Genomic DNA, 22909 nt, shown 5'->3' on the forward strand with positions numbered 1-22909 from the left:
ACAAGGGATTTGAAGAACCCGGAATCTGTCGATCAGTTCTCGATACACCCAAGGCCATCAATACTGGATTATTCACTATGCCTAAGCCGAAGGTGGCTGTCCTCCGCCCTGACGACACTCGGGTCGACGAAGCCGTCTGCTATCTTCAATCACTGGAAGTGTCGCCAATCGCAGATCCAATGCTGTCCATCTATCCAACAGGGCAGGCTCCACAGCAGGCAGAATACTGTATCTTCACCAGTCCCACCGGAGTTGCACTCGCTGAGGAGCAGGGATGGCATCAAGATGGGACGACAGTATGTGCGGTAGGTCGCCAGACAGCAACTGAGTTACGAAATTGCGGCTATTCAGTCGACGTGGTTCCTTCGACATTTACTTCCACAGGACTCGTCGAGGAGTTGGCAGACGAAGTTGAAGGGAAGTCGGTCGAGATCGCTCGCAGTGCACACGGAAGTGATGTACTGATTTGGGGGCTAGAAGAAGCTGGTGCATCTGTTCATGAAACGCATCTATATCGCTTGAAACGACCGGATACTGCCGGCCAGTCAGTTAAACTCGCCGTAGACGGTGAGTTAGATGGAATACTGTTTACGTCACCGAAGACGGTCGAGCATTTTTTTGAGATCGCTGCCGAACGTGACGCTCTCTCCTCGCTGCAATGCGAGCTAGAGGAGTCGGTTATTGGTGCAATTGGGACACCGACAGAGCGTGCTGTCCGCAGACACGGAAGTTCTGTCGACATTATACCAGCCAGAGCAGATTTTAGGCGGCTAGCTGAGGATACGGTGAACCACATTCGAGAGATACAGCAGTAACTTCACATCGTCTCTAAGGATCCAGAGGGAGAGATATTATAAATTCCTGGCGGTGAACCAAGTCATTCCAATGATGAAAGCACCGGTACCAGAAACCAACAGTGTTCGTCGATATCCGAACATCGTTGCGGCTCCGACACTGAGCGGCGGGCCGATCGTCGTCCCGAGTCTGAGTACGCTCGTCCGAATACTCATGATACTCCCGCGAAACTCGTCCGGCGCTCGTTCGTTGAGTGCGGTATCTGTGATCGGTTCTGCGAGGCCTTGACCGAGACCGAATAGTAAGAGTGCGCCGGCGACGACATAGATGGAGTCCGCAATGGCGACAACGACGAGTCCGATCCCGTAACTTACGAATCCGAGCGCGATCGATTGGAAGCTCGTGAGCGACCGAAGCACGCGATCACCCTGCATTGCAGTTACTCCCATTGTGATCGCGGGTAATCCCACGAGAAGACCGATACCTGCTGAAGAGAGGTGATATTCGTTGGCGAGCAAGAACGGAACGGCGGTGAGCTGAGCGCCATAGAGGATGACGAATATGCCGAAGATTGCGAGATAGAGCACGACGAAGGGGAGCATCGGTGTGGGCCCGGTGAGGAACTCACGGAGACTCGAGTTCGAGTTGTTCTCGTCCCGATGTGGCTCCTCGAGCAGGAGAACCCCAGGTACAGCGACGAGCAACGCAAGGAGAAAACACGCGAAGGGGGCTGACCATGCGAGTGTTGCGAGCGCACCGCCAAGTAATGGATATCCGGCAGCGCCAACCGCAAGAATCGCCGCGTTGGTACCGATCAACACCCGTCGCTGTTCACCGGTGAAGAGGTCCCCCAAGAGTGTGACCGTGAGCATCATGATCGCACTACTCGCTGCACCCTGAATCGCTCGCAGTGCGAGAATTATGGTAAAATCAGAGATGAATATGATGCCACCCCCACTGAGTCCGAAGACAATGAGGGCCGGGATCAAAGCCGGTTTCCGGCCGATTCGATCTGTCAGCAGCCCTATCGGGAGTGTGAGAAAGATCCCAGGTAGTGTAAACGCCGATAGCAAGAGACTGGCTTGTGACTCCGAAATGTTCCAGGCCTCCTGCACCGCTGGAAGTGCAGGACTGATGAGTGAGACGCCCATTACAGCGACGAGTGTACTCGCAAAGATCACCGCTGCTGCCGGAGATTCTCGGAGGAGTCGTGTCTTTCCCATTCGTTCTACTGGTATCTCCACAATTGGAGCCTGTAAATCATCCGCTATTGGGTAGTCTTTGCCCTGTGTCAGAACTGGAGGCCAGTTCAATTTGCGCCAACGAGCGAGGTCTTCCGACCGGGGTGTAGGGAGGTCGCAACCGTCGGGAGCGACCTCCGACCAGCCGAACGGCGACTCTGGGGAGCCGTGAGGACTACCTCGCACGTTGCGCAGTTTCATCTGCGCGTAGCGAATCAGCTCCGATTTACGACGAATAGCTAACTAGTCGCGTTTCATCGCGACGAGCGAGTTCGGCCGCACTGACCTCCCGCTGTTCTGCACTGCCTTCGACCCGCCAGCGCCGCCATTTGCGCAGCAATCGCTCACCAAGTAGAGACAGTCAACAAAATAGAGGATCGCTTACTCGACGAGGCGAGCGATGTCGTCGTCGAGTTGACTGTAGATCTCCTCGGCGCGTTCCTCGTCCTCGGGGGAAAGCTTCCGGATGGGCTCGCGGACCTCGCCGGCGTGGAGGCCGGCCAGTTCAAGGCCCTTCTTGACGGCGGAGACGCTGATGGCGCCGGGGATGGTGTTCTCGACGCCGGTCTCGTCGCGGAAGTTCTGGTAGGGCATGCAGATGTTACGCAGTTCCCGAGCGTGCTCCCAGTTTTCGTTCTGGAGGGCCTCGAACAGCGCGAGGCCGACCTCGGGGCGGAAGTTGCTGACGCCGGCGGAGAAACCCTCGATGCCCTCGACCCAGTAGGAGACCGCGTACGGCTCGGCCAGGCCGTTCACCCAGACGACGTCGTCGGCGCCGGCGGTGACGGCCTCGCCCAGCTTGACGGGGTCTTTCAGCGTGTACTTGATGCCGGCGACGCCGTCGACGCGAGTGAGATCGGCGAGGAACTCAACGGAGGGGTCGAAGTCGCGGGCGTAGGGCACCAGCGGGGCCTCGGCGGCGGCGTCCAGTTCGTGGTAGTAGTCGATGGCCGCCTTCTCGTGGATGTAGGTGTGGTCCATCGGCATGATCATGTGGGCGTCCACGCCGACGTCGTCGTACGCACGGATCAGTTCCTGGGCGCCCTTGGTGGAGCCGCCGACGCCGGCGAGCACGCAGGCGTCGTCAGGCAGGGCCTCGACGGCGGTCTGTGCGCCGTCGATGCGCTCCTGCTGGGACAGCGAGTGGTACTCGCTGATGTTGGCCGTAGCGAGGAACGTCCGGATGCCCTCGTCGTACAGGTCCTGGGCGTTCTCCGCGAGCTTCTCGTGGTTGATTTCGAGGTCCTGGGTGAACGGTGTGAGGAGACCGACGGCAACGCCGCGCAGACGCTCCTGGACCTGGTCGGCTGACAGTGACATAATTCGTGAGTACGCCGGCTGTAACATATATCCATCGTTTACGGGAGAAACGGGGTCGAACCAGGGCGACGGCGGAGGTCCCACGAACCGGGGTCAGGCGTCGAAGGAAGTGACACCGAGATGTGCATAAATTTCCTTCAGGCGGGCCTCGTCCTCGGCGGAGAGTCCCACCAGCGGCTCGCGGCTCGGACCGCCGTTGAGCCCCGCCAGTTTCAAGCCGCGATTGATCACGGGAGCGTTGTTCCCCGCCGACAGGGTGCTCCCGGCACCCGGCTCCTCGCGAAGGTCCTCCAACGGCCGCAGGGCGCGTTGAAACTCCCGGGCCTGATCCCAGTCCCCGGCGTCGAGCACGTCGAACAGGGGCAGGGTCGCCTCCGGTAGGAAGTTCCCGATGCTGGTCGTGTAGCCGGTCGCCCCCTCAATGGCGAACTTCACGGCGACCACTTCCTCGCGCTCGCTGAGGTCGACGAGCACGGAGCGGGGGACCGTCAGACCGCGCTTGTAGATGACGATCAGGAGGTCGATATCGTCGCAGATCCGGTGGTAGTAGTCGGCCAGATCCTGCTCGTGGATGTAGGTGTGGTCTGGGCGCATGGCCCTCAGTGCGTCCGCGACGACGACTTCGTAGGCCTCGGCCAGGTCTCGGATCTCGGGACGTTCCCGGCGGCGCCAGCGACGACGGTGGCGTCGTCGGCCGTCGCCTCGACGTGGATCTCGACGACCGGTTTCCGCTCGGCGTCGGTCAGCGAGTAGTACTCGCCGGTGTGCCGCAGGGGACGAACAGGCCGCCCACGCCGCCTCCATCGCGGCGAGGTCCTCGTCCAGCGCGTCGTGATCGATCGCGCGTCATCGGTGAAGGGGACGGCGGTGGTAAAAGGGGACGGCGGTGGTAAACCCGATGGTTTCGAAGTGCTCGCGGAGGTCCTCGTACATACCCGATGCGAAACTCAGGTCGGAATTAAAGCTCGGCCGGCGCTCCGGGTCGTGTTTAGAAGAATAAGCAAGTGACTGCTACCCATAACTGCTAAAGATACAGTTTAATTGGACTACTATATATAGTCCACTTATGAATTGAGATTCTTTGAGTTTCACTCGTGTGAGCGGCGTATGCTTGATACCAGTACTGATTTATGATCTGGCATCGGCTGAGGCCGAATCATGCACAGAGATTTCGAGATTCCACTAATAATGGCGCTCCGTCAAAAGGAGCATGTGCCAGATTGGTTGATCAGACTGGCGGACACGCCTGCTTTCTATCCAATAACCCCATATCAAAGACACTAGTTGAATCAACTCAGAGCTCTTCGGAGCACTCAGGTAAAGCCCGATTTAGCAGTGCCACATATTCTGTGACGATCGCTATTTTTAGACTGAAATCCTAATCGAACTGTTTGGGTTACAAGCGTAGGTCTGTAATCCAGATCCTACTTAGTGAATCCGTTCCACACTGAACCGTGAATAACAACAGTACATTTGTTATGGTGTCTGGGTAGCGTATACCAGATTAGTTGCCGCTGGTCCAAGTATAACGGATCTTTATAAGTTTCGGTGGCCTGTTACATCTACCACTATTTCCTAAGCTACTAAGGCTAGAATCAGCGCTCTGGCTCTGTTGCTACTCTCCTCAATTGACATTCAATTGGAGGACTCTACCATCCGATCACGACCGATACAAAGAAACAAATCGCTATACGAAATCGCACGACGGCAGGACCGTTTCAAAAAGACCAGCGTTCCAGAGTTCAAACCGTGAATTCAGCAGTTAAGCGCTCACCCACTACACCGTGGAAACACGTACTTGAATTCGTGAGTGGGCTGAAGAAGTGCCTCGTACCTTATCTCTCGTAAGGGGCGAGTTAGAGTCTCATCGTCTGTTCTCCATCTCTATATATCGGTCTGAAGCATCGCCGTCAGCCATCTAAACGTCTGGACGACAGAACATCATTCAGCCAATTATTTCCCCGAGTGCATTTACAACATGGTCAGCGTGGTTTTTATCGATGATTAGTGGAGGTAGAAGTCGTACGACAGTCCTGCCTGCAGGCAGTGCAAGGACACGATGATTCATCGCCAACTCCTGTAGGATACGGTTTGCTCTGCGTTTAACCTCAATACCCACCATCAACGCCTCTCCGGGGATATCCCGGACTCGATCACCAAGTTCTGCCTCTAACTGCTTCTGCAGGTATGTTCCGATCTCGGCAGCATGGATAGGGAGGTTTTCATCGGTAATCGTCGATATTGTTGCTTCAGCTGCCGCTGAGATAAGAGGGTTCCCGCTGAATGTCGACGCATGGTCGCCATATTCTTCTGCAATCCAGTCGCGATACAGCGTCGCACCAATGGGTAATCCGTTTCCGAGTCCCTTTGCACTTGTGAGTATGTCTGGCACAACGTCTACACGCTCACAGGCCCAAAGTTTGTCTGTCCACCCAACTCCGTTTGAACCTCATCCAGAATTAGCGCTGCTCCAGCTTCTGTGGTCGCCTCACGGATAGTCTTCATAAAATTGGGAGAGGCAGGGTTGATGCCCCCCTCGCCTTGGATGGGTTCGACTATGACAGCCGCTGTATTGTCATCGATTGCCGTCGTTATCGCGTCAACATCGCCATATTGGACGAACTCTACGTTCTCAAGAAGTGGCTCATAAGGGTTTTTACATTTGTCCTTCCACGTAGTGGAAAGCGCGCCCATTGTACGACCATGGAATCCCCGTACTGTGGCGATGGTTTTCGTGCTACCGGTGGCTGCACGAGCAAACTTCAATGCAGCCTCATTAGCCTCGATTCCGGAATTACAGAGCCACACCTTCTCGATATCACCGGGCGCTACATGTCCCAGTGTCTCGGAGAGCTGACTCCGCATTGCAACGGGATACGAGCCTTGTACATAGGTCAGATCCCGAAAGTTGTGTTGTGATGGCATCCGTAACCCTATCGTGGCCATGACCCAACGGGACACATGTGTAGTTCGCACCCATATCGAGGTATTCGTCCTCGTTGTCATCGTAGAGATACGGACCATCGCCTTCGACGATCTCGATAGGTTTCTCAGAATACACGAATCCACTCATGTTTAGCTATCACAGATAGTACCCTGAAACGTGCTGGGAAATATCTGTCCCACTCCTCTACAGATGTGTTTATGACAGATTTCTATCGAACAGTCTAACCACCCCCATGTGAACTGTTTTCACGGATCCGCTACGCTTATTGGTAATCAGTTCCAAGATTTAGATTCCCATGGGTATGGGTAACTTCGACGAACAAGAGCATGAACGCCGTAAGAAGAAACTCTCCGAAATTGAATCAGACTCTGAAGAGCAACCGAGAGAATATCGGGGCCAAATGACGTTTGAGACGGAGGACTCTATGGAAGTGTTGCTCGACCGTCTAAAAGAGATGAAGTCCAGGGATAAATGACAAATAGTTAAAAGATGAAACAATTGTCTCAACTTGAGTGGATTGATACTGGGCCAGGATTAAGTTCGACACGATGTTAGTAGCCCTATGGAAACCCTCCTGCTCGATTCTGAAGTAACACAATCAGTACCGATAGAGGCTGTAAATGCAGTCGTAGAAGAAGCGTTCCAAGCCTACGAGCAAGGGACTGTGGTAATGCCACCGAAGTCACATATCGATCTGCCCCAGTATAATGGTGATTTTCGGTCAATGCCTGCATATGTGGGGACTGATTCGTGGGAGGGTGCTGCAATTAAATGGGTTAACGTCCATCCGGATAATCCATCAAACAATAACCTGCCAACGGTAATGGGGATAATTATCTACTCCGATCCAGAGACGCTTAGTCCGTTAGCTATCATGGACGCCACCGTTCTTACTCGGAAGCGGACTGCGGCAGCTGCGGCCGTCGCTACAGATCATCTCGCGGTTGACGATGCTCACAGTTTAGGCCTTATCGGTGCCGGAACGCAATCGTATGCTCAATTTGAAGCTCTCACCCAAGTCCGACCAATCAATAAGGCCATCGTGAATGATGTGGACGATGACGCGATAGACACATTCATTAACACATATCCCGGTTTCGAGATTCAGGCCGGTACCGTTCATGAAGCGGCCGCATGTGACATTGTCTCAACTGTATCCCCTGCTGAAGAACCAATTGTTCCGCTTAGCGCGGTCAATCCTCAAACGCATATTAATGCGATCGGTGCCGATGCCGAAGGTAAACAGGAACTCAGTACGAATATTCTCACTGAAGGGTGCGTTTTCGTCGATAGTTTTGACCAAGCAATTCACGCAGGTGAGATCAACGTGCCGTGGGGTCGAGGAGATCTTGATGAAGATGATATCTACGCCGAACTTGGTGAGTTAGTAAGTGCAACCGATGGGTTGGCAATACCACAAAATGAACTGACAATATTCGACAGCACCGGTCTCGCAATTCAAGATGTCGCTGCCGCGCATGTCGCATACGAATATGCAACCGGACTAGGGGATATCCCATCTACAAGCTTATTCTCTAAATGACATCTTCTGCGTTGTTCACGTCGCGATTTACCGTGTGTTGGGATATTATGGTTCGTGGGTCACACGTTCTTGTGAGACTACTAGCCTCGTAGATTTGTCGAACAGGCGCACCGCAGGCTGTGCCATCCAGCCGATATCCCTATCTCCTCCATTACAGGTGAGATTCGGGAGTCCCTTCTGTCGGATGTTCTTGACTCCATTCACGTCAGCAATGGCGACCAGTTCACAATCTTCGCAGACGTACAACCACCGATACGCTGGCTATCGTCCGTGGTCCCTCACGAGGTGCACGATTTTGACGTGTCATGTTCGCTCACGTGATCGACGCTGATGCTGTGTTCGGCAGCTTTGTATTCCAGCATCTCGGTGAATCGGTCGAACGCCAACCCGTGCAAACCGAGGTTGCCGTGGTCGCCTCAATCAGTACCATCACTGAAACCAATCAGGTCGCCCACGGCGATCGTCCCAGCATTCCAGGCGGCACTTCGGCCACCACATCCTTCGAGACAGCGTGGAAGAAGTGGTGGCAGCGTTCGCGGCGTTTCCGGTCCAGCCGTTAGCCTCACGAGAATCGCTGTCTTCGCACGTCGTTCGCTCCTTCTGGAAGTAGTAATCATCCTCCTTGAGTGAACTACCAGGATACAGCAGGGGTCGTCACCGACTGCAACTGCCGGTAAATAGTAGATATCGGGTCGATACCCGTCACCCGGTGGATCGCCAACGTCTCGTCGACAATGCATACGGTTCACGCGTGGACCGACATATGAACGGCAAAGCGGAAGATAGACTTGGAGACGACTGCGGTTTTCTCAGATACCGACGGTGATCGATTAGTGCCCGGGTTGGTCGGCCGGCGCTTCCATGCTCTTGATCCGGAGGATGAGGATGTTGTTGGTATCATCCTTGCCATCGAGAACTCCGTTGATGACCAGTTTCGATAGCGGCGTCGGGCCGACGTTAACTTCGTCGCCCTCGGAGAAGCTACGGATGGAACCCTGGAGGTGGATTTCTGCACGGCAGAGTTCGGGGTGGTGGACGCTTGAGAGGTCAATTTCCTCGACATTAGCGTCCTCGACGGTTTCGCCGTCGTGGAAAAGTGGGACTGACGCCGGCTCTTCCATCTGTTCGACATCTAGCGCCTCGTAGGCATTCGCAGTGGGTTTGTATCCCCCCTTCGGCCCTGGGACGCCCTCGACCAACTGGAGCGCCTTGAGGCTCTGCATCTGGTTTCTAATTGTACCAGGGTTACGGTCAACTTCAGCGGCAATATCCTCGCCCCTGACGGCGTTCTCCGTCTTAGGATAGAGATTAATCAACGCCGTGAGAATAGTTTTCTGACTCGACGTAAGCTCGATCGACGACATACGATAGCCTTGGGTGGGCAACCGATTAAAGGTGTATGAATGAAGAACACCTCGAAAGCGACCTAGGTGGCGACAACCGAAAACGAATTTGTGGCTCTCGCTCCCGGATCACGTTATCGAAGGCGAGCCCATCTCCAGAACCGGTGTCGAGAGCTTTATCGGTTAAATCTCGCATCCAATTCCCTGCCAACGACCACCCCCTCGGAACACCCGGCAACCTCGCCGACGAAGTCAAATTCGTGCGGGTGAAGGGCCCAATGATGGCTTCCCGGCCAACGTCGATGTCTGCTTTCATCTTGTTACAATCTCCTCCATCCGTGTTCGGTTTAGCCGAGAAATCGAGAGATTGTGCATCGTTGACGAGGTTAGCGGTGTAGACCAGTGGGAAGTGATCATCGAGGTTGTGAAGGGACGAGAGTTCCTCCAGGAACTCTCGCCCCCGACGTCGTAAGATGAGTTGTTGGAGTCGTACCTCAACGTGGTCGGGACCTTGACCGAGAAAAATGGCAAAGCCCGAAACTGCGATCGAGGAACGCACTGGGTTTCCTTCAGAGATCCAAGTGCTGATGACCATCCCATATGTCAGCTACTTCCCCGCGTTACTGATCTACGCGAAACTTGGAGAAGTCGATCGGTTCGACACCCACAGGGAGGTTGTGAGTTATATGAGACTGAATCCGACGATCCGCAAGTCGTCCGACTCGCGGATGGACGGAGGTATCTCGAAACACGAATCTGGACGGGTTCGGTGATCCGACCTCAGCCGTGCGTAATCAAGGTGGAACCTCCGGCTTCAAGGAGCGACCGAAAGGAGTGAGTAGGCCGGAGAGGAAACCGACAGGGTGCGGCGCAACCGGCACACTTTGACAAATCGACTCTCGAACGCTTAAGTATCGCCGGTACTTCTCTGAAGTATGGTCGTGCGTCGAACCGCCATCGTGAAACTTGCTGTACCCGACGAGCAACGCGACGCACTCCACCGAACCGCCGAGCAATATCTGTACTGCGCGAATCGAACCGCCGACTACTGCTGGTCCGATACTTCATACACCGAGTGCAAGAATAACTAACGGCAGGTCCGAGACGCACTCTACTCTGACCTCCGCGAGGAGACGGAGTTACAGGCACAACTCGTCCAAGCCGCGATACGTCGCGCCGTCGAAGCCGTCAAAGGCGTTGTCGAACGGTGGGAGAGGGGACAGCGTGTCTCCCGTCCGACGTTCACCGCCGAGACGATGGACTACGACACTCGAAGCGCGACCTTCTACCGACGCAAAGCGTCGCTGGCGACAGTCGATGGCCGGGTCGAATGTCCGTTCGTTCTCCCGGCAGACAGTCCGACGCCCTACGAGCAGTACGTACTCTCCGAGGACTACGAGTTCCGCGAGAGTACACTCCGATACGACGCGGTGACCGACGAGTTCTACCTCAACATCTCGACGCGGCGGACTGACGGTGACTACGCAGAGGTTTCGGTAGATACTGAGCACCAAACAGTCCTCGGTATCGACCTCGGTGTCAACTCGTTAGCCGTCTCCTCGACCGGTACATTCTGGCAGGGCGACGACTACGACCACTGGTGTCGCGAGTTCGAAAAGCGGCGTGGAGAAATGCAACAGTGCGGCACCCAAGCCGAGCACAACGTCCTGCTTCGCCTATGCAAACGAGAAGAATCGTGGCGCAAACAGTACATTCACACCGTCGCCAATGGACTCGTTACGGAAGCTGTCGAACACGACTGCGACGTAATCGTGTTTGAAGACCTAACGGTCATCCGACAATAGATTCCGCAGGCGAAGTGGCATCACGTATGGGCGTTTCGACGCCTGTTCGAGTACGGCTCCTACAAGGCCCGGGAACGCGGTGTCTCCGTGGAGACAGTTGAACCGAACCACACATCCCAACGCTGTTCTCGGACGGACTGTGGGTTCACGCACGACGATAACCGCGACGGAGAACACTTCGAGTGCCAAAAGTGCGGGTACGAGGTGAACGCGGACTACAACGCCACAAAGAACATCGGGCTACAGTACGCCCGAAAGCGACGACACAGACTCCGTTTCTCGCCCAAGTCGGGGGGCGGAGACGCACCAGTAGACGTGCGTGTGAATGGTGGGACGGTGAACGGCGAGAGTCACCAGCCTATTGCCGGTGACTGATTGCCGGGAGTCCACATCAAAGCCCCCCTCAAGGACCGAGGCGCATATGCGACGAGAGAATAGGGTGGGGTAGTTTACAGTGCGTACACAGCGGTGTACAACAGTAAAAACGAGTATCTGAGCCGGTTTTTCTACCGGTTGAATTAGTCGAATGAATTTGAAGAAGGCGATTGTCGCAACGGCACGGAAACTACTCGTGTCGGTGTGCTACATGCCCCACCGAGGGAAGGTGGACTATCCACTCGAGGTGAGTAGCTGAGGATCTGAGGGCCGCTAGGAGTGATCAACGCAACCGCAACTATTGAACCCCGGTGATGAACACCGACCGTGGCACGTGGAAAACGACAAATCGAGCTAGGATAGGCGTGCCTCACGATGTCTCTTTCGACCTGTTCAGAACTTATGCAAGCTACTTCGAGCAGCCCTCAGTGACCGGCTGGAGCCAACGGGAGCAACAGTTTTCGCTATTCACGTTCCCCACTGCCGGTGGAACGGCGATTCATCGCCCTGTGGTCTGCTAGTTCTACGATCTCATCATTGGAATCGTCGATATAATCTGAATCGTTATTACGTCAGCCGTGATTTATTCGGCCAGCAGAATTTCTATAGGTGGCCTACAGAGCACGTTCGACAGCAGAACCACCGTCGAACGCTTCTTTAGCCCTCTCAAAGAGGATCGCTGCTATCTCATCTTTTGAGTCCTAGGCCGTCAACGCGTGGAAACACCCGTTGGCTTGGTGCTAAGTAATCACTTCCTCACCGCACTAGGAAATCGGCTTGCCGATCTGGCCGCCAACCTTAGGAAATCGAAGCCGTGGTGATTACCGAACGAGGTCTATTCTGCGCTGCCCTTGTTCTCCGAGGATGTCTAGGTCGGTCGCACCATCAACTCTGAACTGGACGTGCATTACAGGTCTTGATTCGATCCTATACCCGCTCGCTATAACCTCGATCATTCCGTACCATAGCGTTCTCTCGATAGCATACGACTTCACGCTGCCGTATTTCGTCCTCATCGCCGTCACGCTCGGAGCGTTCGGACACGTCTGGATTCACCTTTGAGACAACCTCTACGGACGGCGGGATCCATACCCTGATAAGGCTCCAGAACCAACCTCTATCCACCGATATACTCTATGAGTTCAGACCAGGACCACCTGCGCGAAACCGACACCGAGGCTCGCTTCGAGTTCAAGAAGGAAGAGAAGTCGGCATTCCGCTCGGAGAAAGGACTCACCGAGGAGACGATCCGGGTCATCTCCGAGGACAAAAACGAGCCAGAATGGATGCTCAAGCGCCGGCTTCGCGCCTTAGAACACTGGCAGAACATGCCGGTGCCAACGAACTGGCCGGGCCAGCCCGACCTCTCGGAGGTAGATGTCGCCGAAATCGTCCCCTACATCCGGCCGGACATCGACGTCCGCGGCGCCGTCGACGACTGGGATGAGCTCCCCGAGGACATCAAGGACACCTTCGACAAGCTTGGCATTCCCGAGGCTGAGAAGAACGCTCTCTCAGGCGTCGGCGCCCAGTATGAGTCCGAAATCGTCTACCAAAACATGAAGGATCAGTGGGAAGAGAAGGGCGTCGTCTTCATGGACATGGACAAAGCGGTCCAGGAGCACCCCGACATCGTCAAAGAGTACTTCATGACGAAGTGCGTGCCGCCGAGCGACAATAAATTCGCTGCGCTCCACGGTGCGATCTGGTCGGGCGGCTCCTTCGTCTACGTCCCCGAGGACACGGTCGTCGAGATGCCCATCCAGGCGTACTTCCGGATGAACTCCGAAGGGATGGGACAGTTCGAGCACACGCTCATCGTCGCCGAAAAGGGCTCGGAGGTCCATTACATCGAGGGCTGCTCGGCGCCGAAATACTCGGAGTTCAACCTTCACTCGGGCTGCGTCGAAGTGTTCGTGGACGAGGGCGCGCACGTCCAGTATTCGACCGTGCAGAACTGGTCGAAAAACACCTACAACCTCAACACCAAGCGTGCCATCGTCGAGGCAGACGGCACGATGGAGTGGGTGTCTGGGAGCATGGGCTCGAAGGCAACGATGCTCTACCCGGCCACGATCCTCAAGGGTCCGGGTGCGACGGACAACCACATCACCATCGCCTTCGCTGGTGAAGATCAGAACATCGACACCGGTGCGAAGGTCTACCACAACGCGCCAGAGACGAGTTCGACCATCGAATCCAAGTCGATCGCCAAGGACGGCGGCCGCACCAACTACCGCGGCCTCGTCCACATCGCCGACGGCGCCGAACATTCCTCGACGTCGGTGGAGTGCGATGCGCTGATGTTCGACAACGAGTCCACCTCGGACACCATGCCGTACATGGAGATCAACGAGTCGAAGGTGGACGTCGCCCACGAGGCAACTGTCGGCAAAATCGGCGACGAGGACGTCTTTTACCTCCAGTCCCGTGGCCTCGACGACGACGACGCCAAGCAAATGATCGTGGCGGGCTTCATCGAGCCCATCACAGAGGAGCTGCCGATCGAATACGCAGTCGAACTCAACCGCCTCATCGAACTCGAGATGGAGGGGAGCCTCGGGTGAAGAAGCCCTTCCTGAGACCAGCCATAAATCAGGTGTAAAAAACCGACCGAAATCCCACAGAAATATCTGAGCACAGGGAACATGTTGGGCGCCGCGCGGTGCCCACTCTCTTCGACATTCAGCCGTCGCCCACGCATTCAACAATTCCTTCGCAAGAGCGTAGCAGATTTTCCCATTGAGTTAGTAGGTGCTCGAATTTGGCGAGTCTCTTCGAAATGTCTTGGCTCGGCACCGCTGGATCATCAGTCGAATCTTTCGTAGATCCACTATCCCTCGCTATTTACAGTAGACGCCAAATCTAATTTGCGCCGTTGCTGGTAGGGTCGCTATGGTCGAGATTGATGAAGCAAAACAGGTCTGTCGCGCCGCCTCAACCGTCGTTTATCCGGCGCTCGACTTTGGCATCAAACCGTGTGGGAGCTACACAAGAGAGAGCTTCGAGAAACTCCTCTCTCGTGTCACCTTCGAACAAGAGTTCGCCAATACAGCTGGGAAAACGTGCCAACTCAACAACGGCGAGCCCGTCGACGTCACGTCGACGGCTCGCAATGGACTCGCAAAACCACTTCTCTACCATCTCCGGAACCTGGAAGCGGACGCCATCGACGACCAGTTCGATGGCGTCCGCGATGATCTCTTCGAGATTCTCCGGAAACAACGACTCTTGCCCAACTGTGTCGATGTTGCGATAGACAACCATCAATGGCGGTTTTACGGTGATGTAGACACTGACCACGTTCTAATCACCTATCCCGATCAGGGAACAACTCGAACGTACTGTTTTGCGACGATCTGTATCGTTGCACCAGGAACGCGGTTTACACTCGATGTACTGACATTGGAGGCGAACGGCTTTCACGCCAAGCGCGAAGCCGTTCACTTGCTGCTCGAAACGGCACAAGAGTACGTCTCGATCAGACACGTCTACCTCGACAGAGGCTTCTACCAGGTTCACGTCGTTGCGGAACTCGAACAGCTCGACGTCGACTATATCGTCCGTGCACGCCCGAGTAAGGGGATGAAGGCCCGTCTCAGCGCCGGCGCTGAGACGGTCGTTGACGAGTATCTCATGCAGCGAAAACGTGAACCGACCGCCTCAGTTGCAGTGACTGTGTTTGCTGTGCCACATCGGTCAACGGAGGACGAGCACGTCTGGTTCATTACGAATTTCGACCTTGAGCCTGAAGCGGCGAGAGCGTACGCGGCGGCGTTCCGCCGCCGCTGGGGAATTGAAACCTCCTACCGCCAGATCGGTGACTTTCTCCCGAGAACATCGTCGCCGACGTTCTGGGTACGGCTGTTCTACTTCCTGTTCGCGGTTTCGATGTACGATCTGTGGATCCTCGCAAATGTACTTGTCTCAGCTGGTGCTGTACCGGAGAAACCGCCAATCTCGACACGTGTCTTCAGGGAATTCGTTAGTGTGACCGATTACGGATAGGGGAAGATCAGTCCGACCGAGATAATCGGTCAGAACGCCGTAACCGAGTGGCAACGCTCAGAAACGCCGCTGTCGGCGGCGTTTCTTCGCTACGTTCCTCGCTGTGTCACATAGATCGTCGGAGCGCTGCAATCCAAATCGGTTGATCGACCAGTTTCGTTCGGCTGTCCGCGTTGAATTAGCAACTACTGTTTATAGCGGGTTTGACTATGTCGCAGATGTCATCGTGAATTTTTTCTGATTGAACCGACATTTTAAGAGCGCCGATCGCCAACATCTGCGTATGGCGTGGTTAGAGCTTTCCATGGCTCAAAAGAAAATCCTAACTGCACTGATACAATTGTACGAACAGGATGAAGGATATATAAAGGGTGAACTCATCGCTGAGAGCACCGGGTTCGAATCTGATAGCGTGCACTCGCAGATGCAGGAACTCAAGAAGTTACAACTTGTCGAAGGTGTGGTTGGATCGGTGGGTGCTTACAAGCCTACTGTTGGCGCATATGAAGTATTGAACCGCGATGAATCGCAAAACGTACCTTGATTCCACTGGTTCACAGCCATTTTTTATGTTGTGAATCCACACATCAGGACAAGTCCACGAAGCTCATCATATTGAGCTCGTACAAGCACTGCGTCGCCGAACGTGCTCTTGATTATCAAAATGACGGTTTTACAATCTATCGTTTTCGGTCGTAAGTTCCATCAATCCGCGTGTTGTACGCGTATTGATGGGGCGGAACTTCCGATGTTTGATTAAGAATCTCACAGTGTTTAGGGGAGATAGTAGGATTGCTCCTGTGGTATAGATTGTTGGTGGGTTAGGGAGAGTTTCGAGGATGGGGTTGAGCGCTTCTTCTCCTAGTTTCGGAAAACCTCACAGCGGAGATAGAACGCTCGTAGATACGTTGTGAGTTTTTTGGAGTCGATACGATGTGGTGAGAGCCACCGTTGCGTCAGCGATGCGCGGGTCTCACAGGTATTCATGTGGATGTCTCTATCAACGTACTTACCGTCGCCGTGGCTGACATATTCATGGTTGAATGCGTCGTTCTCGTCTAGCGGTTCGTACGCCCGAAAGCCGTCGGTATAGACGGTCAATAAATCTTGCTGGCCGACCGCCTGCAGGAGTCGAATCGTCGATACGTCGACGGCTTTCGCCGGGATCACGGACCGCTCACCGCCGCCGCCGCGATCCGCGAGAATAAATATGGGGTGTTTGTCCTCAGCGTACGTTCCACGTCTACGCGTCAACAGCCCACTTGAGCGCGACCAGCAGTCTCTCTCGCAGTCTTTGAGTCCGGCTTTCACGTAGAGTTCGACGATCTGTCGGCAGCACTTCCCCGCGGAATTTGAATCATATGCAACAAGTGCCAAACGACACTTCGGACGCTTCCCGCCGGTCGGCGTACTACTACGATGAAGTGGAGGTCTAGAACCGGAACAGTGAGCAACTCGCCACGATTAGTTTCGTCGGCTGTGTGGTCGTGCCGGACGGCATCCCAGGGTCACAAGTCGTGGATTGCACTTCATATCATTACGGTCGTAGTTGCGGTGGTCTGGCTATAACTAAGGGCAAGAAGTGACGGGATTCTCTCTCGTCAGGGTCGCGGCGGAATCCTCAGTTCGCCATCGACTTCGTAGAGATAGCCCTTCAAAAGTAGTTGTTTGATGTGGGCCCGTGCATCAGTCTGTTCGACATCCTGCTCCATAAGATAGGTGACAGCATCCTCTTGGGTGATGCTCTGGTCATCCCCAGCCGCGTCGCGGTACTGCTCGAGGTGGTTGAGTGCGTCTTCCTCACCGGAGCTGATCGGCGTCCACGAATTCTCCATGCAGGATGTATGTACATCCCCAGAAATATATTCGCTGTCCCTCCGACGACTACATCGCCTGTACTGACCGTAACCGAGTCACGATGCGTCACCCGCGGAGGATTTCCATATCATCCATCCCGGTTACAGATTTGGATCGCCAAGCAACTGCGCAACCTCGCCGTCGACAAACACGACCAAGGTGCGCTCTGGGGTGCCCATCCTATCCTCGCACTTGACGTCTGGGAGCATTCCTACTACGGGCCGGATCGAGGGAGCTTCGTCGATGCTTTCTTCAAAGTCATCGACTGGGACCACGCGACTGAGCAGTACGAGAAATCCGTCGATCACTTTAAATAGGATTATCTAGATCTACAGGCCGAGTAGGCCGCGTGCCTTGGAGTCGTCTGAGACGGTAAAAAAGCCGTCTCGCAATGCCGAAAGAGCAGATCACTCTCGAACCACTTGTCCTCAAGCCGGTTCACACTATAGCGCTCCACACGCCAATGAGCCACGCTTGCACAGGACTGGATGTAACTCGCATCGTGGCTGCACCAAAACCAAAGGCGATCAAACTCATCAGTATAACAAATTCCGCGTTTGCATTCTTCGTATCAAGAAGGAGTGTGAGTAGCGTGAGTGTCCCGGACATCGTACACATAAAAGCTCCCGCTAGGAAGCTCGACACAAGAAAGAAGGGATCGGTAAAGCCCATCACCGCGAATTCAGGATCGTAAATGCCAACCACGTTGAGTGCAAATCCGATAAATAGATACCCGAATAACCAAACAACTACAGCGGTGGTACCGAGCGATGACAGTCGGAATATCCGAAATAATCCTCGCTCAAGCGGAGTGGATGGCTGCCGCGTTCGCTTGAGTGGAGAAGGACTCATCTGTTACGGCCACAACCCCCGAGCCTCGTGGGCTTCGGCGATTCGAGAAAGCGCGACGATGTAGGCTGCATCACGCCAGGAGACATCACGTCTCTCGAACTCTGCTTGAACGTCACGCCATGCGGCCTGCATCTCTGTTTCGAGTTCGTCATTCACTCGTTCGAGCGACCAGGCTCGACGATTGATATCTTGGAGCCACTCGAAGTAGCTCACCGTAACTCCGCCAGCATTGGCGAGAATGTCGGGAATCACTGCAATATCTCGTTCGGCGAGCATCGAATCTGCTGCCGATGTCGTTGGGCCGTTTGCTCCTTCGATGACGAGATTCGCAGTAATCTCCCCCGCGTTCTCTTCCGTAATAACGTTCCCCAGAGCTGCAGGAATGAGCACGTCGACGTCGAGCGTGAGTAGCTCTTCGTTCGAGATCAGGGTATCCGCGTAGTCGGTGACGGCTTCCGGCTCCTCGTCGTGCGAAGGGACCGAAGCCGTATCAATCCCCTCTGGGTCGTACATCGCTCCGTTGACGTCGCTGATCCCGACGACCGTTGCTCCCCATTCGTCAAGCAGTCGGGCAGCATTTGCGCCGACACTTCCATATCCCTGTACTGCTACCGTCGTCTCCTCGAGTTTCCGGTCGTAGTGCTCGCAGACGAGCTGTGTGATGATCGCCACGCTCCGTCCGGGAGCTTCTTCACGGCCTTTACTGCCGCCGACGGCCGGCGGCTTTCCGGTGACGACGCCCGGTGTCGTCTCGCCTTCTTGCATCGAGTACGCGTCCATCAGCCACGCCATCGTCTGTAGATCCGTCCCCATGTCTGGGGCGGGAATATCCTTGTTGGGGCCGATGACGTTGCGAATCTCTTGTGCAAACCGACGGGTGAGCCGCTCTTTTTCCGCCGAACTCAGCTCTTTCGGATTGACAGCGACGCCACCCTTGGCACCGCCGAACGGGAGGTCCATGACAGCACACTTCCAGGTCATCCACATGCCGAGTCCGACGCATTCATTTCTGGTCACCTCGGGGTGGTACCGGAGCCCTCCCTTATACGGGCCTCTGACGCTATCATGTTGGGCTCGGTATCCCGTGAAAACCTCAACTGTGCCGTCATCACGTTCAACAGGGACGGTAACCTCGTGGACTTTTTTCGGGTATTTGAGCCGTTCGACGACATGCTGGTCAATACTGAGATGGTCTGCGGCATGGTGAAGCTGCCGGCGTGCCGTTTCGAGCGCCGATTCCGGTTTCGTAGATTGTACTGTCGAATCCTCTGTCTTGTCGCGGTCTCTATCGGAGTTGGGTGCCATGGTCATTCTAGCGACATTCGACGATTTCGCATCGGTCCGCCACAGCCAAGACAGCAGCTAGTGCTGTCCACAGCGATGACGTTTTTCGACTCGAAGCTCTCGTATGGGCTCCTATTCGTTAGGTCAGCTTCGACATCTCGTATGTTAGGTTCTCTCGTTTATAATCGCACCGAACTATCTGGCCCGCTCTCAGTGGGTGCTACCGTTCAGACCGGACAACCCGTCCGGTTCGGCCCAGCATCTCCTCTATCATCTGTTCGGTCGGTTTAGATTACGGCCAGTGGGCACGTCACCGTCGCAGAGGACCAAATCTTCATGAGTAGAACGGTCGCTCCCGGCCAGTCGATGTCACCCGTCAGCCGATCGAATCCCGACTGGTCGGTGGCCCGAGCAACGAACGTGCGCTATCGAATGCCCGACGATCGCGAGTTGGCCAAGGAACTCGCTACCATCGATGCACTCGGAGAGATCTGGACGAACAAGCTCAACCACTAGGCCGAGATAGGCGAGCAGCTGTATTCGACGGCACGGGTAATCGGGCCGAACGCGGATCCTGACCCTCAACCGAACGAGGAGACCGATATCTAATCTGTAATCGACAACAACGTACTGGCCTGTGGACTTGCACGGACGACTGTGCCGCGGACGCAGAGACCTTGACTGCTCGTCCGTACTATCGGACACAAACAAAAGGCTATCTGCCGATATAGACTCACGAGGACAGAGGGAGGGCATTGTCGTGACTGGCAGAGAGTTCTTTCGGGTGAACCGTGATAGGGATATGGACGAGCTCATAGAACAGACCGTTCACCCATATGTAATGTCCAAGTTTGAATTACTATGCTTTGAGATTATGAGGAGGCTGTAACCAGTGACACCGAAGACGAGGGCGGCGATACCGGCAATGAGGAGTGTGTCAGCGTAGCCGACGATCGAGGCGCCAGCAACGAACACTGGCGGGCCGAGGGTGGTTCCGAACTGAAGCACGCTCGTTCGAATACTCATGATTCCGCCGCGGAACGCATCGGGCGAGAGTGTATTCAGCGCCGTATCGGTGATCGGCTCCGCAAATCCCTGTCCGATACCGAACAGGAACAGTGCGCAGGCGAGGACGATGATCGAGTGGGCGAGTGCAGCGAGCGTCATGCCGATACCGTAGGTCACAAAACCGAGTGTGATGAGTCGTGGGGGTGAGAGATGGCGCATGAGACGGGATGACTGTGAGGACGTCACCCCCATCGTTACCGCCGGAAGTCCGAGCAACAGTCCAATCGCTCCGGAGGAAAGGCCGTAGGATTCGTCGAGAATGAACGGGATGACCGTGAGCTGTGCGCCATAGAGAATAAAGAAAATGCCGAAAATAGCGACGTATAACCCGAGAGCCGACCGAGTTGGTACCGCTCGCACCGCGTTAACGACGTACGAGAGTCCGGACGAGTCCATGCTACTCTCGGGGTCAGGGAGAATCGCAGAGCCGGCAACGGCAACAACAATACCGAGTGCGAAACAGACGAACGGCGCGGCCCACGAGAGCAGTGCAAGGCCACCGCCCAGTAAGGGGTAGCCAGCCGCGCCGATGGCGAGGATTGCCGCGTTCAGTCCAATGAGACGACTCTGCTGTTCCCCCGAGAACAGGTCACCGAGCAACGTCACGGTGAGACTCATAATGGCACTGCCGGCAGTTCCCTGCACGACGCGGAGACCGAGAAATGTCGTGAATCCGTCGACGAACACGACTGCAATGCCACTCACGCCAAACAAGAATAGCGAGGGGACGAGCACACGCTTGTGACCAACGCGGTCGGCTATGAGTCCGATGAACGGCGTGAGAACGATGCCAGGCAAGGTAAATGCCGAGATGAGAAGACTCGCTTGGCTCGCTGAGATGTTCCATGCCGCCTGTATCGTCGGCAGCGCTGGGCTAATGAGGGAGACGCCCATCACACTCACGAGCGTACTCGCAAAGATGATGAGGACTGTCTGTGATTGCTGGATGTCAGTAAGCGGGCTAGAGAGGCGTGATCTCATAGATTGTGTCTCTTGAAACTCGTGTGTTGAAATGGCACCGAATAGTGCTGTGGACGACTGTGGGCGCTGAGGGGAACACCAGGAGGGAGCGGTTAGTTCGACCTCGAGAGGACAGTCTGATACGCCTCGAGCGTCCGATCGATGTCGTCTTCGGTGTGCACGTAGCTTACGAACTGGCTCTCGAATTGATTCGGCGTGAGCAATACGTCTTGGTCGACCATCGCCGGCCAGAAGATCCGTTTCCACTGATCGGTTTTGCCGGCTGCGACATCCGCACCAGTTTTCGGGCACAGCTCGAATCGTGGACAGTCCGGCCGCTGTGTACAGCCGGCCGAGCAGTGATCGGCCATCGTCTCAGGTTCGTCACGCGTAAACAGTAGCTTGAACATCGAATCCGTTCCCGCGACGGTGTATTCCGGAGCGTGCTCTTCAACGATATCCTGGAGGCCGGCTCGAAGTCGTTCGCCGAGATCATTGACGTGCATATAGATGTCGTGGTCCTTCGCGAACCGGAGGGTTTCGAGACCGGCGACCATCGTCACCGGATGGCCGTTGAACGTCCCGGACTCGAAGACGTCACCCGTCGGCGTGAATGCCTGCATAATTTCGGCGCGGCCGCCGATTGCTCCGACCGGGAATCCGCCGCCGATAACCTTCGCGAACGTCGTGAGATCCGGGTCGATGTCGTACTTGCCCTGCGCACACTGCAGGCCGCCAACCCGGAACCCAGTGATGACCTCGTCAAAGATCAGTAGCGAACCGTAGTTGTCACAGAGATCACGGAGCGTTTCGTGATACCCCTCGACCGGCAGCACGATTCCGTGATTCCCCAGAACCGGCTCGGTGAGGACTGCTGCAATCTCCGAGCCGTGGCGCTTGAAGACATCGCGGATCGCGTCCTCGTCGTTGAATGGGACCGGAACTGTCTCCTTGGCGAACGCGGGCGGAACACCAGCACTACTCGGTTCCCGTTCATCTACGTCGCCGTCGACGAGGAACGATTCGTGGCCGCCGTGGTAGCCGCCCTGCATCACGACGATTTTGTCGCGGCCAGTGTACCCTCGAGCGAGTCGGGCGACCGCAGCAGTCGCCTCTGTGCCGGAATTAACAAACCGAAGCCGATCGACACTATCGACGTGATCGATGACGAACTCGGCGAGTTCGACCTCGACCTCGGTCGGAACGCCATACATCGGTCCATCGGTGATCGTCTCGGTGACCGCTTTACGTACGGGTTCGGGCATGTCGTGACCGAGGAGCAGCGGCCCGTACCCCATGATGTAGTCGAGATACCGATTCCCGTCGGTGTCGACGACGTGGGCACCGTCACCGTGGTCGATGAATGCTGGCGTTGGTCGTGGATCCGCTCTGACGGGCGAGTTGACACCGCCGACGAGCGACTCAAGTGCTCGATCGTACAGCTGGGACATGGAATCAGAACCGTAGCTATTGGTCATTCTGCATTCATTGTTCCCTCTCAACCCACAATT

At 55.5% G+C, this 22909-nt stretch carries 18 protein-coding genes and 7 pseudogenes; 11 read left to right on the plus strand and 14 right to left on the minus strand.

Annotated elements, in window-relative coordinates; all coding sequences use genetic code 11:
- Positions 1 to 77 precede the first annotated feature (77 nt).
- Positions 78 to 815, plus strand: coding sequence for a uroporphyrinogen-III synthase (locus tag AC0QDI_RS18965; protein ID WP_474670862.1), 738 nt, complete (start codon positions 78 to 80; stop codon positions 813 to 815).
- 36 nt (positions 816 to 851) lie between these two features.
- Here the strand turns inward: AC0QDI_RS18965 and AC0QDI_RS18970 are convergent, their stop codons facing one another.
- The 5 genes and pseudogenes from AC0QDI_RS18970 to AC0QDI_RS18990 all read right to left on the minus strand — a co-directional run bounded on the left by AC0QDI_RS18970 (position 852) and on the right by AC0QDI_RS18990 (position 6429).
- The gene (locus tag AC0QDI_RS18970; protein WP_474670864.1) at positions 852 to 2018 is read right to left on the minus strand and encodes an MFS transporter; all 1167 of its coding nucleotides are present in this window, start codon (positions 2016 to 2018) and stop codon (positions 852 to 854) included.
- A 399-nt stretch (positions 2019 to 2417) separates the two neighbouring features.
- On the minus strand, positions 2418 to 3356 hold the full coding sequence (locus AC0QDI_RS18975; RefSeq protein WP_226777647.1) for a dihydrodipicolinate synthase family protein: 939 nt from the start codon (positions 3354 to 3356) through the stop codon (positions 2418 to 2420).
- 93 nt (positions 3357 to 3449) lie between these two features.
- Complete coding sequence (locus AC0QDI_RS18980) at positions 3450 to 3950, minus strand: dihydrodipicolinate synthase family protein (protein WP_474670867.1); 501 nt, start codon at positions 3948 to 3950, stop codon at positions 3450 to 3452.
- Between the two features lie 1351 nt (positions 3951 to 5301).
- A pseudogene (locus AC0QDI_RS18985) lies at positions 5302 to 6281 on the minus strand (aspartate aminotransferase family protein).
- The gene (locus tag AC0QDI_RS18990) at positions 6175 to 6429 is read right to left on the minus strand and encodes an aminotransferase class III-fold pyridoxal phosphate-dependent enzyme (protein ID WP_474670868.1); all 255 of its coding nucleotides are present in this window, start codon (positions 6427 to 6429) and stop codon (positions 6175 to 6177) included. Before AC0QDI_RS18990 ends, AC0QDI_RS18985 begins: the two are co-directional and overlap by 107 nt.
- A gap of 175 nt (positions 6430 to 6604) precedes the next feature.
- Between AC0QDI_RS18990 and AC0QDI_RS18995 the strand changes: the two genes are divergently transcribed.
- A complete protein-coding gene (locus tag AC0QDI_RS18995) occupies positions 6605 to 6778 on the plus strand; it encodes a DUF5786 family protein (protein ID WP_474670870.1) in 174 nt (57 codons plus the stop codon).
- Between the two features lie 87 nt (positions 6779 to 6865).
- A complete protein-coding gene (locus tag AC0QDI_RS19000) occupies positions 6866 to 7846 on the plus strand; it encodes an ornithine cyclodeaminase family protein (protein WP_474670872.1) in 981 nt (326 codons plus the stop codon).
- A gap of 278 nt (positions 7847 to 8124) precedes the next feature.
- Here the strand turns inward: AC0QDI_RS19000 and AC0QDI_RS19005 are convergent, their stop codons facing one another.
- Together AC0QDI_RS19005 and AC0QDI_RS19010 are read right to left on the minus strand one after the other, a co-directional pair.
- The gene (locus AC0QDI_RS19005) at positions 8125 to 8208 is read right to left on the minus strand and encodes a transposase (protein WP_233289931.1); all 84 of its coding nucleotides are present in this window, start codon (positions 8206 to 8208) and stop codon (positions 8125 to 8127) included.
- Positions 8209 to 8676: 468 nt separating this feature from the next.
- A complete protein-coding gene (locus AC0QDI_RS19010) occupies positions 8677 to 9210 on the minus strand; it encodes an Rrf2 family transcriptional regulator (RefSeq protein ID WP_474670873.1) in 534 nt (177 codons plus the stop codon).
- 403 nt (positions 9211 to 9613) lie between these two features.
- Here AC0QDI_RS19010 and AC0QDI_RS19015 point away from each other — a divergent pair.
- The 3 pseudogenes from AC0QDI_RS19015 to AC0QDI_RS19025 form a co-directional block, all read left to right on the plus strand.
- Positions 9614 to 9959 (plus strand): annotated as a pseudogene (locus tag AC0QDI_RS19015) (transposase); the annotation flags it as partial.
- 165 nt (positions 9960 to 10124) lie between these two features.
- Positions 10125 to 11369: pseudogene (locus AC0QDI_RS19020) on the plus strand (RNA-guided endonuclease InsQ/TnpB family protein).
- Between the two features lie 69 nt (positions 11370 to 11438).
- Positions 11439 to 11628 (plus strand): annotated as a pseudogene (locus AC0QDI_RS19025) (IS110 family transposase); the annotation flags it as partial.
- 562 nt (positions 11629 to 12190) lie between these two features.
- Here AC0QDI_RS19025 and AC0QDI_RS19030 read toward each other — a convergent pair.
- Positions 12191 to 12385, minus strand: coding sequence for a hypothetical protein (locus AC0QDI_RS19030; RefSeq protein ID WP_226777642.1), 195 nt, complete (start codon positions 12383 to 12385; stop codon positions 12191 to 12193).
- A gap of 120 nt (positions 12386 to 12505) precedes the next feature.
- Here AC0QDI_RS19030 and sufB point away from each other — a divergent pair, with 120 nt between their 5' ends.
- From sufB to AC0QDI_RS19045, 3 genes are all read left to right on the plus strand, one after another.
- Entirely contained in the window at positions 12506 to 13936 is a 1431-nt protein-coding gene (sufB, locus tag AC0QDI_RS19035; RefSeq protein ID WP_474670875.1) for a Fe-S cluster assembly protein SufB, read from the plus strand.
- 328 nt (positions 13937 to 14264) lie between these two features.
- A complete protein-coding gene (locus tag AC0QDI_RS19040) occupies positions 14265 to 15377 on the plus strand; it encodes a transposase (RefSeq protein ID WP_226777641.1) in 1113 nt (370 codons plus the stop codon).
- A gap of 283 nt (positions 15378 to 15660) precedes the next feature.
- Entirely contained in the window at positions 15661 to 15921 is a 261-nt protein-coding gene (locus AC0QDI_RS19045) for a helix-turn-helix domain-containing protein (RefSeq protein WP_226777640.1), read from the plus strand.
- 21 nt (positions 15922 to 15942) lie between these two features.
- Here AC0QDI_RS19045 and AC0QDI_RS19050 read toward each other — a convergent pair.
- From AC0QDI_RS19050 to AC0QDI_RS19060, 3 genes and pseudogenes are all read right to left on the minus strand, one after another.
- A pseudogene (locus AC0QDI_RS19050) lies at positions 15943 to 16146 on the minus strand (IS5/IS1182 family transposase); the annotation flags it as partial.
- 60 nt (positions 16147 to 16206) lie between these two features.
- Positions 16207 to 16706: pseudogene (locus AC0QDI_RS19055) on the minus strand (transposase); the annotation flags it as partial.
- 272 nt (positions 16707 to 16978) lie between these two features.
- Entirely contained in the window at positions 16979 to 17212 is a 234-nt protein-coding gene (locus tag AC0QDI_RS19060) for a hypothetical protein (RefSeq protein ID WP_226777639.1), read from the minus strand.
- A gap of 135 nt (positions 17213 to 17347) precedes the next feature.
- Here AC0QDI_RS19060 and AC0QDI_RS19065 point away from each other — a divergent pair.
- A pseudogene (locus AC0QDI_RS19065) lies at positions 17348 to 17551 on the plus strand (Fe-Mn family superoxide dismutase); the annotation flags it as partial.
- 538 nt (positions 17552 to 18089) lie between these two features.
- Here the strand turns inward: AC0QDI_RS19065 and gdhB are convergent.
- Positions 18090 to 19391: a glutamate dehydrogenase GdhB gene (gene gdhB / locus AC0QDI_RS19070; RefSeq protein ID WP_474670950.1), complete on the minus strand. Its 1302-nt coding sequence runs from the start codon at positions 19389 to 19391 to the stop codon at positions 18090 to 18092.
- Between the two features lie 345 nt (positions 19392 to 19736).
- On the opposite strand from gdhB, the gene AC0QDI_RS19075 reads away from it, so the two are divergent.
- Positions 19737 to 19886, plus strand: a complete 150-nt coding sequence (locus AC0QDI_RS19075; RefSeq protein ID WP_226777637.1) for a 3-alpha domain-containing protein — start codon at positions 19737 to 19739, stop codon at positions 19884 to 19886.
- A gap of 312 nt (positions 19887 to 20198) precedes the next feature.
- Here AC0QDI_RS19075 and AC0QDI_RS19080 read toward each other — a convergent pair whose 3' ends face one another.
- A complete protein-coding gene (locus AC0QDI_RS19080) occupies positions 20199 to 21419 on the minus strand; it encodes an MFS transporter (protein WP_474670878.1) in 1221 nt (406 codons plus the stop codon).
- A gap of 92 nt (positions 21420 to 21511) precedes the next feature.
- Positions 21512 to 22876: a glutamate-1-semialdehyde 2,1-aminomutase gene (hemL, locus tag AC0QDI_RS19085; protein WP_474670880.1), complete on the minus strand. Its 1365-nt coding sequence runs from the start codon at positions 22874 to 22876 to the stop codon at positions 21512 to 21514.
- Between the last annotated feature and the right edge of the window lie 33 nt (positions 22877 to 22909).

This window comes from Natrinema sp. LJW11 (assembly GCF_056135975.1).

What these genes read in the sequence shown, in the direction of transcription:
- sufB (WP_474670875.1), top strand. Translation starts at nt 12,506, where the DNA reads ATGAGTTCAGACCAGGACCACCTGCGCGAAACCGACACCGAGGCTCGC.
- AC0QDI_RS18990 (WP_474670868.1), bottom strand. Translation starts at nt 6,429, where the DNA reads ATGAGTGGATTCGTGTATTCTGAGAAACCTATCGAGATCGTCGAAGGC.
- AC0QDI_RS19075 (WP_226777637.1), top strand. Translation starts at nt 19,737, where the DNA reads ATGTCACCCGTCAGCCGATCGAATCCCGACTGGTCGGTGGCCCGAGCA.
- gdhB (WP_474670950.1), bottom strand. Translation starts at nt 19,391, where the DNA reads ATGGCACCCAACTCCGATAGAGACCGCGACAAGACAGAGGATTCGACA.
- AC0QDI_RS19005 (WP_233289931.1), bottom strand. Translation starts at nt 8,208, where the DNA reads ATGCTGGAATACAAAGCTGCCGAACACAGCATCAGCGTCGATCACGTG.
- AC0QDI_RS19045 (WP_226777640.1), top strand. Translation starts at nt 15,661, where the DNA reads ATGGCGTGGTTAGAGCTTTCCATGGCTCAAAAGAAAATCCTAACTGCA.
- AC0QDI_RS19030 (WP_226777642.1), bottom strand. Translation starts at nt 12,385, where the DNA reads ATGAGGACGAAATACGGCAGCGTGAAGTCGTATGCTATCGAGAGAACG.
- AC0QDI_RS19040 (WP_226777641.1), top strand. Translation starts at nt 14,265, where the DNA reads ATGGTCGAGATTGATGAAGCAAAACAGGTCTGTCGCGCCGCCTCAACC.
- AC0QDI_RS19000 (WP_474670872.1), top strand. Translation starts at nt 6,866, where the DNA reads ATGGAAACCCTCCTGCTCGATTCTGAAGTAACACAATCAGTACCGATA.
- AC0QDI_RS18965 (WP_474670862.1), top strand. Translation starts at nt 78, where the DNA reads ATGCCTAAGCCGAAGGTGGCTGTCCTCCGCCCTGACGACACTCGGGTC.
- AC0QDI_RS18980 (WP_474670867.1), bottom strand. Translation starts at nt 3,950, where the DNA reads ATGCGCCCAGACCACACCTACATCCACGAGCAGGATCTGGCCGACTAC.
- hemL (WP_474670880.1), bottom strand. Translation starts at nt 22,876, where the DNA reads ATGACCAATAGCTACGGTTCTGATTCCATGTCCCAGCTGTACGATCGA.
- AC0QDI_RS19010 (WP_474670873.1), bottom strand. Translation starts at nt 9,210, where the DNA reads ATGTCGTCGATCGAGCTTACGTCGAGTCAGAAAACTATTCTCACGGCG.
- AC0QDI_RS19060 (WP_226777639.1), bottom strand. Translation starts at nt 17,212, where the DNA reads ATGGAGAATTCGTGGACGCCGATCAGCTCCGGTGAGGAAGACGCACTC.
- AC0QDI_RS18995 (WP_474670870.1), top strand. Translation starts at nt 6,605, where the DNA reads ATGGGTAACTTCGACGAACAAGAGCATGAACGCCGTAAGAAGAAACTC.
- AC0QDI_RS19080 (WP_474670878.1), bottom strand. Translation starts at nt 21,419, where the DNA reads ATGAGATCACGCCTCTCTAGCCCGCTTACTGACATCCAGCAATCACAG.
- AC0QDI_RS18975 (WP_226777647.1), bottom strand. Translation starts at nt 3,356, where the DNA reads ATGTCACTGTCAGCCGACCAGGTCCAGGAGCGTCTGCGCGGCGTTGCC.
- AC0QDI_RS18970 (WP_474670864.1), bottom strand. Translation starts at nt 2,018, where the DNA reads ATGGGAAAGACACGACTCCTCCGAGAATCTCCGGCAGCAGCGGTGATC.